Raw genomic sequence first — 7,380 nt, forward strand, 5'->3', positions numbered from 1 at the left:
CTTTAGGGTTAGACCGTTACGGGATCGAATCCGGGCGCGTGGGAGCATTTCGGTGCCCCCGATCGTTGAGCAGGCAGAGCATCCCGCCACACACCCGGCGGGCGACCCACCGAGAGGATCCACCATGATCGCGCCCCTGTTCCTCCTCTACGCCCTGGTGGAGGTCGGTGTCCTGATCTGGGTCGGCAGCACGATCGGCGTGCTGTGGACGGTGCTGTTGCTGATCGCCGGATCCGCGGTGGGCATGGTGCTGGTCAGGTCGCAGTGGCGCGTGGTGATGGACGGTTTCCGCCGGGCGACCCGCGGCGAGGCATCCCCGACCGGCGCGGTCGCCGACGGCGCGATGGTCGCCGCCGGTTCGGTGCTGATGTTCGTGCCGGGACTGGTGACGTCGGTCCTCGGCCTGCTGATGCTGCTGCCGCCGACGCGGTGGGCACTGCGACCGGCGGCGGTCCTGCTGGCGGGCAAGCGGGCCAACGTGACACTGGCGGGCGTCGAGTTCGCGTCCCGCGCCCGGGGAGGCCGCGGAAGTGGTGGGGGAACGGTGATCGACGGCGAAGTGGTCGACGTGTACCCGGACGTGTACCCCGACACCCCGACCCAGGGGCCCCGCGCGCTGCCGTAACAGGCAGACTGGATGCCCGTGAGTACCCAACTGTTGGTCGACGGCCGCATCTACAGTCCCAGCGCCCCCGACGCGACCGCGATGGCGGTCACCGACGGCATCGTCGTCTGGATCGGCGAGGACCGTCCGGGCCGCGCCCTGCATCCCGACGCCGAAGTGATCGAACTCGACGGCGCCTTCGTCACCCCCGGATTCGTCGACACCCACGTCCACGTCACCGCCCTCGGTCTGCAGCTGACGGGCCTCGATCTCGGCGGGGCCCGCAGCAAGGCCGAATGCCTCGACCTGGTGCGCCGGTTCGCGCAGACGCACGACGGCGCGGTGATCTGGGGACACGGCTGGGACGACAGCCGCTGGGCCGACGCCGCGCCCACGACCGCCGAACTCGACGCCGCCGCCCCGGGCCGGTCGGTGTATCTCACCCGGATCGACGCGCACTCCGCGCTGTGTTCGACCGCGTTGTGCGCCGCGGTGCCCGACCTCGCGTCGGCCGCCGGCTTCACCCCCGACGCCGCCGTCAGCGGCGATGCGCACCACCTGGTCCGCGCCCGGGCCCGCACCCTGCTCACCGCGGCGCAGCGGGTAGCCGCGCGCGTCGCGGCGCTCGACCACTTCGCGGCGCAGGGCGTCGTCGCCGTCCACGAGTGCGGCGGCCCCGACGTCGGTGGTCTCGACGACTTCCGGGAACTGCTCGCGCTGTCGCACGGGGTGGAGGTGCGCGGCTACTGGGGCGAGGCGGTCGATTCCCCCGAGGCCGCGGCCGACCTGCTCGCTCGCACCGGCGCGCACGCGCTCGGCGGCGACCTGTTCATCGACGGCGCGCTGGGTTCCCGCACCGCGGCCCTGCTCGAGCCGTACCACGACTGCGCGGGCCACACGACGAACCCGCGGGGCAACAGCTATCTCGACGTCGACGCGGTGGCCGCGCACGTCCGGGCCTGCACGCTCGCCGGCATCCAGGCCGGCTTCCACGTGATCGGGGACGGTGCCGTCGCCACCGCGGTCGCGGCGTTCGAGAACGTCGCCACCGAACTGGGCGGGCCCGCGCTCGCCGCCCGCGGACATCGCCTCGAGCACCTCGAGATGGTCGCCCCCGAGCAGGCGGCCCTGTTGGGTGGGTGGGGTGTGATCGCCAGCATGCAGCCGATGTTCGACGCCCTCTGGGGCGGCGCCGACGGCATGTACGCGCAGCGGCTCGGCGCCGAGCGCGCGCTGCGGATGAACCCGTTCGCGCCCATCGCCTCGACCGGGATGTCGCTGGCGTTCGGCTCGGATGCCCCGGTGACCCCTGTCGATCCGTGGGCGATGCTCCGGGCGGCGGTCCACCACCGCACGCCGGGCAGCGGGGTGTCGCCGCGCGCGGCCTTCTCCGCGGCGACGCGGGGCGCGTGGCGGGCCGGCGGCGTCCGCGACGGCATGGCCGGCACGCTCACCCCGGGCGCGCCGGCGTCGTACGTGGTGTGGGACGCCGACGAACTCGTCGTCTCGGCGCCCAAGGACTCGGTGCAGCGCTGGTCGACCGATCCGCGCTCGCGCGTGCCGGCGCTGCCGCGGCTCGAGGACGGCGCACGCACCCCCGTGTGCGTGCGCTCGGTGCACCGCGGGGTCACCGTCCATGGGGCGTGACCGGAGCGCCCTGACCGCGACACTGCGCGACTGCGTGCTCGCGGTCGTGTCCGGCCTGCTGCTGTTCGCGAGCTTTCCGCCGCGCCCACTGTGGTTCCTGGCCCCGGTCGGAGTCGCGCTGCTGGTGGCGGTCCTCACCGGCTACGGCCGCGGGGGGCGCACACTGCGCGCCGGATTCGGCTACGGCTACCTCGCCGGGCTCGGGTTCCTGGTGCCGTTGCTGCCGTGGATCGGCGAGTACGTGGGACCGCTGCCCTGGCTGGCGCTGTCCGCCGCGGAGTCGGTGTTCATCGGGCTGTTCGGGCTCGGCACCGTGCTCGTCCACCGGCTGCGCGCGCCGGTGTGGGTGGTCGCACTGGCGGTCGCGGCGGTGTGGAGTCTCACCGAATGGCTGCGCTCGTCGGTGCCGTTCGGCGGATTCCCGTGGGGCAAGCTCGCGTTCGGTCAGCCCGACGGCTGGCTGCTGCCCCTGGCCGCGCTGGGCGGGGCGCCGCTGCTCAGTTTCGGCGTCGCGCTCACCGGCACCGGCCTCGCGGCGGTGGCACTCGTGGCCGCCCGCAACCGCAGCCTCCGGGCATTCGCGGGACCGCTCGTGGTCGCCGTGTCCGCGTCGGCGGTCGCCCTCGCGGCCGTGCCGTACGTGCACGCGGACAGCGACGGGGACCGCACCATCACCGTGGCAGCGATCCAGGGCAGCGTGCCCCGGCTCGGCCTGGAGTTCAACGCGCAGCGTCGCGCGGTCCTCGACAACCATGTCCGCCGCACCTTCCAACTCGCCGACGACGTAGCCGCCGGCCGCGCGCCGCAGCCCGACCTGGTGATCTGGCCCGAGAACGCGTCGGACATCGACCCGCTCCGCAACGCGGACGCCGCCGAGGAGATCACCGCCGCGTCGGAGGCGGTCGGCGCCCCGATCCTGGTCGGAGCCGTCCTCGTCAACGCCGACGGCACCACCACCAACTCCGTGATCGTGTGGGACGGCGCGCAGGGGCCCGGCGAGCGTCACGACAAGCGGATCATCCAACCGTTCGGGGAGTACCTGCCGTACCGGGACTTCTTCCGGCTGTTCTCGTCGTACGCCGACCAGGCCGGCAATTTCGTCCCCGGTCACGGCAACGGCGTCGTCACCGCCGACGGCATCGAGGTCGGTGTCGCGACCTGCTACGAGGTCGCGTTCGACCGGGCACTCACCGAATCGGTCCGCAACGGCGCGGAGCTGATCGCGGTGCCGACCAACAACGCCACGTTCGGCGACACCGAGATGACTTACCAGCAGTTGGCGATGTCGCGGGTGCGCGCCGTCGAGCACCGGCGCGACGTGGTGGTCTCCGCGACCAGCGGGGTCAGCGCGATCATCGGGGCGGACGGTTCGGTGGGGCAGGAATCGGCCCTTTTCGTGCCCGCGGCCCTGGTGTCGGAGGTCTCACTACGTACCGGTACTACGCTGGCAACTCGGCTCGGCCCGATTCCGGAGGTTCTCCTGTGTCTCGGTGCCGCCGCCGCCCTCGTGTTCGCTGCCGTGCGCAGCCGGCGGGGCGACGGATCGGCCGGCAAGACGACGCAGACCGACTGCGACGTACAGGACACACAGAAGGCACCGGCCTCGGCCGGCAGGGAGGATCTCGATGTCAGCGGGGACGCCGAACGGGGGCAACGCGCGACCGAGCGCACGGACCCTGGTGATCATTCCGACGTATAACGAACGCGAGAACCTGCCGCTGATCGTCGGCCGGCTGCACGCCGCGCTGCCGGCGACCGACGTCCTCGTCGTCGACGACGGCAGCCCGGACGGCACCGGCGGTCTCGCCGACGAGCTCGCCGCGGCCGACGACGCCCGCCGCATCCACGTGATGCACCGCACCGAGAAGAACGGCCTCGGTGCCGCGTACATCGCCGGCTTCCGATGGGGCCTGGAGCGCGACTACACGGTGCTGGTCGAGATGGACGCCGACGGCAGTCACGCACCCGAGCAGTTGCACCGGCTGCTCGACCAGGTGGACGCGGGCGCCGACCTCGTGCTCGGGTCGCGGTACGTGCCCGGCGGGACCGTCGTGAACTGGCCCAAGCACCGCGAATGGCTCTCCCGCGGCGGCAACATCTACTCCCGCCTCGCGCTCGGCGTGCGGATCCAGGACATCACCGGTGGCTACCGCGCGTACCGGCGCGAGGTGCTCGAGGCGCTGGATCTGGCGGCCGTCGAATCGCACGGCTACTGCTTCCAGGTCGATCTCGCGTGGCGGGCGATCAACCAGGGGTTCACCGTCACCGAGGTGCCGATCACGTTCACCGAGCGGGAGATCGGCGAGTCGAAGATGAGCGGCAACATCGTCCGGGAGGCGCTGCTCAAGGTCACCCGATGGGGGCTGGCCAAGCGTGCCGGCCAGGTGAAGGCACTGCTCGGGCGGTAGTGCGGGCGCGAGCGTGGGGCCGGCGGGGGAGCCCCACCGAGTCCCGCTGAGCGGGAAGCCGCCACAAGAGGTTGCCGTCGCGAAATACCTTCTGCTCGTGACGATCCGAAACCAGACGTTCCCGCACCTGCTCGCTCCCGGCACGATCGGGCCCATCACGTTGGAGAACCGGGTCGTTCTCCCCGCCATGGACATGAACCTCTGCGAGGACGGCGAGATCCACCAGGGCGACATCGACCACTTCGCCGCCCGCGCCGAGGGTGGTACCGGTCTGATCATCACGGGCTGCTGCGCCGTCGCGTACCCGGCGGGCTGCACCAGCCGCAAGGAGCCGGGCCTGTCCGAGGACCGGTTCATCCCCGGCCTGAAGGCGCTCGCCGACGCGATCCACGAGGCGGGCAGCAAGCTGTGCGTGCAGATGACGCACCACGGCAAGGTCGCCCGGATCGACACCCTCGACGGCCGCCCGCAGCTGGTGCCGTCCATTCCGAAGCCGCCCGGTGACATGAGTGCGATGGCCGACTGCACCCCCGCGGAACTCGGGAAGATGGCCGCCATCCAGGAGGGCAAGAAGGCCACCTACCACGAGGCCACCCAGGACGATCTCGACTGGCTGGTCCGCATGTTCGCGGAGGCGGCGGGCCGCGTGAAGGCCGCCGGCGGCGACGCGGTCGAGATCCACTGCGCCCACAACTATGTGCTCGGCGGCTTCCTGAGCCGCTACTCGAACCAGCGCACCGACGAATACGGCGGATCGCTGGAGAATCGGGCGCGGCTGTCGTGCGAGGTGATCCGCGCGGTCAAGGCCGAGGTCGGCGACAGCCTCGCGGTCATCGTCCGTCTGGCGGGGCAGGAGTACGGCGAGTCCGAGGGCCTGACCCCCGAGGAGGCCGCCGGCGCGGCCGCCATGTTCGAGAAGGCCGGCGCGGACGCCATCCACGTCACGGGCACCGCACTGAACGCATTCGCGAACTTCACCGACGGCCCGCTGCCCGACAAGGTCGGCTACTACACCGACAACGCCGCGGTCGTGAAGCGTGCGGTGTCGATCCCGGTCATCACCGTCGGTCGCATGCTGCCCGAGGTCGGCGAGCAGATGATCTCCGAGGGCCGGACCGACTTCGTCGCCATGGGCCGCCAGCTGCTGGCCGATCCCGGCCTGGTCAACAAGCTCGAGGCCGGCCGCAGCGAGCAGGTCCGTCCCTGCATCAACTGCTACGTGTGCGTGCAGGAGAACTTCTGGGACGACACCCCGCTGTGCGCGGTGAACCCGGCACTCGGCAACGAGACACTGCTGCCGTTCCCGGCGAGCACGACCCGCAAGCATGTCGTGGTGGTCGGTGCCGGTCCGGGTGGACTGGAGACCGCCCGTGTCGCCACCGAGCGTGGTCACCGTGTCACGCTGCTGGACAAGACCGACCGCCTCGGCGGAACGCTGTGGTTCTCCACCCTCACCACCCCCGACAACGAACGCCTGCTGAACTGGCTCAGCAACGAGGTCCGGCGTCTGGGCGTCGACGTCCGGCTGAACACCGACGCCACGGCCGCGACCATCAAGGCCCTCGCGCCCGACGCCGTCGTGGTCGCGACCGGTGCGGTGCGAGCGCGGCCGAGCGTCCCCGGCGGCAACCTGCCGCACGTGCACACCGGTGACAGCCTGCGTGGCCTGATGACCGGCACCGGCGACGTCTCCGACCAATCGCTGTTCCTGCGGGTCGCGGGCAGGCTCGGTGGGCTCGTCGGCATCACCAAGAGCCCCGAGAAGATCCGCGTCCTGAGCCGCAAGTTCCTCAAGTTCCTGCCGATGAGCAAGAACGTCGTCGTCATCGGCGGGTCGCTCGTCGGTCTCGAGCTCGCGGAGTTCCTCGCCGAGCGTGGTAGCCGGGTGACGCTGATCGAGGAGGGCCAGCAATTGGGCGTCCCGATGGCGATGCCGCGCCGCTGGACCGCGGTCAAGCACGCCAAGGAGCTGGGCGTGAACATCCAGCGCAACGCGACGGTCGAGCGCATCACCAAGAAGTCGGTCGAGTTCACGGTCGGGGGCAAGACGCTGTCCGTGCCGGCGAGCATGGTCGTGGTGGCGTCGGGGGTCTCGGCGGCGGCGCCGCTGGCCGATGTGCTGGCACGCGACGGCGTCGACGTCCGCGTCGTCGGTGACGCCGGCGAGGTCGACTACATCGAGGGCGCGATGCACTCGGCGTGGAAGGCCGCCACCGCCATCTGATCCCGATTCTTCGTCTCGACCCGAGCCCACCCGCGCCCTCGCCGCGCGGGTGGCTTATCACGTTTTGGGACTAGCATGGTGTAACAGCCCCGGTGTGTCGCTCGATCTAAATAATGGTGTGCATCACTCTTCGTCGGAACGATCGAGAGGTGTAGTGGTGACTAACCCGTTTGACGACCACGATGCGAACTTCCTGGTGCTGGTCAACGAGGACAACCAGCATTCGCTCTGGCCCGCGTTCGCGGATGTTCCCGCCGGCTGGGCCGTAGCGCACGGGAAGGACACCCGCCGCGCCTGTGTCGACTACATCGACACCAACTGGACCGACCTTCGGCCGGGCACTCTGCTCGCCGCGCGGGAGCATGATTCGTCGCTCGATTAGGCGTCCCGAAAGGCGCCTGCGAGCCCCTCGATCCGACCCCCGACAGGGGCGCACGGACGAATCGGACCGAAGGGGCATTTTCGCCTATCTACCAGGCCATATGTCGGTCTTTCGT

General features: G+C 71.1%; 6 protein-coding genes. All 6 read left to right on the forward strand.

Annotation, left to right across the window (positions count from 1 at the left end):
• Nucleotides 1-124 precede the first annotated feature (124 nt).
• The 6 genes from DEU38_RS15805 to DEU38_RS15830 all read left to right on the forward strand — a co-directional run bounded on the left by DEU38_RS15805 (nt 125) and on the right by DEU38_RS15830 (nt 7,265).
• Nucleotides 125-625 (forward strand): FxsA family protein, encoded by a 501-nt coding sequence (locus DEU38_RS15805; protein WP_114722358.1) that lies wholly within the window; start codon nt 125-127, stop codon nt 623-625.
• Nucleotides 626-637: 12 nt separating this feature from the next.
• A complete protein-coding gene (locus DEU38_RS15810) occupies nt 638-2,251 on the forward strand; it encodes an amidohydrolase (RefSeq protein WP_114722359.1) in 1,614 nt (537 codons plus the stop codon).
• Nucleotides 2,241-3,950 carry an apolipoprotein N-acyltransferase gene (gene lnt / locus DEU38_RS15815; RefSeq protein ID WP_114722360.1) on the forward strand — a complete coding sequence of 570 codons (1,710 nt, stop codon included), beginning with the start codon at nt 2,241-2,243 and terminating at the stop codon, nt 3,948-3,950. Before DEU38_RS15810 ends, lnt begins: the two co-directional genes overlap by 11 nt.
• Entirely contained in the window at nt 3,877-4,659 is a 783-nt protein-coding gene (locus tag DEU38_RS15820) for a polyprenol monophosphomannose synthase (RefSeq protein ID WP_114722460.1), read from the forward strand. Before lnt ends, DEU38_RS15820 begins: the two co-directional genes overlap by 74 nt.
• A 97-nt stretch (nt 4,660-4,756) precedes the next feature.
• Nucleotides 4,757-6,883, forward strand: a complete 2,127-nt coding sequence (locus tag DEU38_RS15825) for an FAD-dependent oxidoreductase (RefSeq protein WP_114722361.1) — start codon at nt 4,757-4,759, stop codon at nt 6,881-6,883.
• A 157-nt stretch (nt 6,884-7,040) separates the two neighbouring features.
• Nucleotides 7,041-7,265, forward strand: coding sequence for an MbtH family protein (locus DEU38_RS15830; RefSeq protein ID WP_114722461.1), 225 nt, complete (start codon nt 7,041-7,043; stop codon nt 7,263-7,265).
• Nucleotides 7,266-7,380 lie beyond the last annotated feature (115 nt).

Source organism: Rhodococcus sp. AG1013, assembly GCF_003350365.1.
GTDB lineage: Bacteria > Actinomycetota > Actinomycetes > Mycobacteriales > Mycobacteriaceae > Prescottella.